This is a genomic window from Arthrobacter sp. SPT-J7 (assembly GCF_059089965.1).
In genome coordinates, this window is the sequence record NZ_JBNHFF010000390.1 from 1 (window position 1) to 1,757 (window position 1,757).

Sequence of the window (1,757 nt, forward strand, 5' to 3'; positions counted from 1 at the left end):
AACCAACACCGGAGGGGATGGCGTCAATAAGTTCTCGTGCCCACGCGGCTTCAGCGTATGTAGAGAGTATGAGGATGCCTAGTTTTGAGTGGTGTGTGCGCAGTGTTATCGCGGCGCGGATGCCTTCGTCGGTGTAGGTGGGGGGCATCCGAATATCGAGGATGGCTACGTCCGCGGGGTGTTCGTTGATCTGCTCCTGCAGGGTTTGCACGTCAGCTACGGATGCGACGATGTGGATTCCAGCTGCTGTCAGCAGGGCGGCTAGCCCTGCGCGAAAGATACCGGAGTCGTCGGCAAGAGCGACCCGTGCACCGCTCATGGCACACCCAGGGTGGTAGAGGCGTGCACAGGTGATCGGATTTCTATCCTCGTTGGTCCTCCTTCAGGGCTGGTGATTGTTGCTCTTCCGCCGACCGCGGCCAGGCGATCCTTCAGCCCGGCAAGACCACCCCCTGGGACAGGGCGTGCCCCGCCGGCTCCTCGATCGACGACGGCGATGGTGACCTGTTGCCCATCGCAGGCGGCCGAGATCGTCACGGGCCTGCTGCCGTACTTGATGGCGTTGGACAGTGCCTCGGCGGCGGCGAAATAACACGTCGTTCGGACGGTCTCGTCTAGGCATGCAAAGGACGCCTCCGATGATTTGAGGACGAGTTCGCAGTTATCCCACCGGTCGACCATGACGCGCAGCCCTCCGGGGAGGCCTCCGTGCCCGAGTGCTACAGGGTGGATGCCGCGGGCCAGCCGGCGCAACTCGGCCAAAGCCTCTTTGAGTCGGTTCTGAGCTTGGTCGATGACGTCCGTGCTCTCGGTCAAGTTGGACGCAAACTGTGCCAGGGACAGGGTCGTCGAGACGGCGAGCAGGTGTTGCTGAACCCCATCGTGCAGGGCGCGCTCCAGCTCTATGCGTTGCGTGACGCCGTCGGTGACGATCCGTTTGCGTGATTCGGCCAGATCCTTCGCGTAGGCGTCTCGTTCCACGGCGAGGTGGGCGGCCTGAAGAACCAGCTGTGTGGCCGAGAGGACGATGGCGGTCTGGATGGGATCCTCGAGCACGACGTCATCGAGATCTGCTAAAGCACTGGGCTGACCCTGTTCATTGTTGAGAACCTTCTGCACCCGTCCAGGGGCGGCTGCCGGGCTCGCCGGGACGCCGCGGGCATCCAGCCACGTCCCGGCGAGGTCGTAGTACAGCCGCCCAGTCGGGTCGCCGAGCACGCGGCGTAGTGCCACTTCGACCCCCAATGGGTCCCCGGCCGTTGCAACCATGGTTTCGACCACCTTCGGGCGTTGCGCGAACGACCAATAGACCGATCCCACGGTTAGCAGCACTGCCACGATCGCCAGCACGGTATGTCCGAAGCCAATCCAGGACCGGTTTTCCTCGGTGATCAGTTTGGTGTCGACTAGGAAGCGGGCGACCTCCCGGCTGCTCACACCTACGGCGAGAAGGATTCCTGCCGCCGCGACGAGCCGCGACCTCGGCGCCAAGGGTCCTTTCGCTGCCTGCCATCGCCGCCACATGAGGTGGACAGCCCAGATCCCCACCACCACGGAGCCCGCACTTGCAATGGATACTGCGAACAACGCTCCCGGTTCGAAGTCCACAAGCGTCAGCCACTTGTTGGAGTATGGGACACGGGCATGGTCGGGGTTCCACAGCACCGCTGAGACAAGCCAAGGCACAACGGCCCAGACCCACGTGACGCGTAGGAGCAGCGTCGCTGACCGGCCACGCGGTGCAGGAGCCGGGTAGC

General features: G+C 63.7%; 2 protein-coding genes. Both read right to left on the reverse strand.

From position 1 onward, the window contains the following. Positions 1-319: response regulator (locus tag AC5RWX_RS32930; protein WP_494100367.1), on the reverse strand; the 319-nt coding region annotated here is incomplete at its 3' end. Further along, positions 316-1,757, reverse strand: a 1,442-nt coding sequence (locus tag AC5RWX_RS32935) for a sensor histidine kinase (RefSeq protein ID WP_494100368.1), incomplete at its 5' end; no start/stop codon positions are given. The genes AC5RWX_RS32930 and AC5RWX_RS32935, both read right to left, overlap by 4 nt.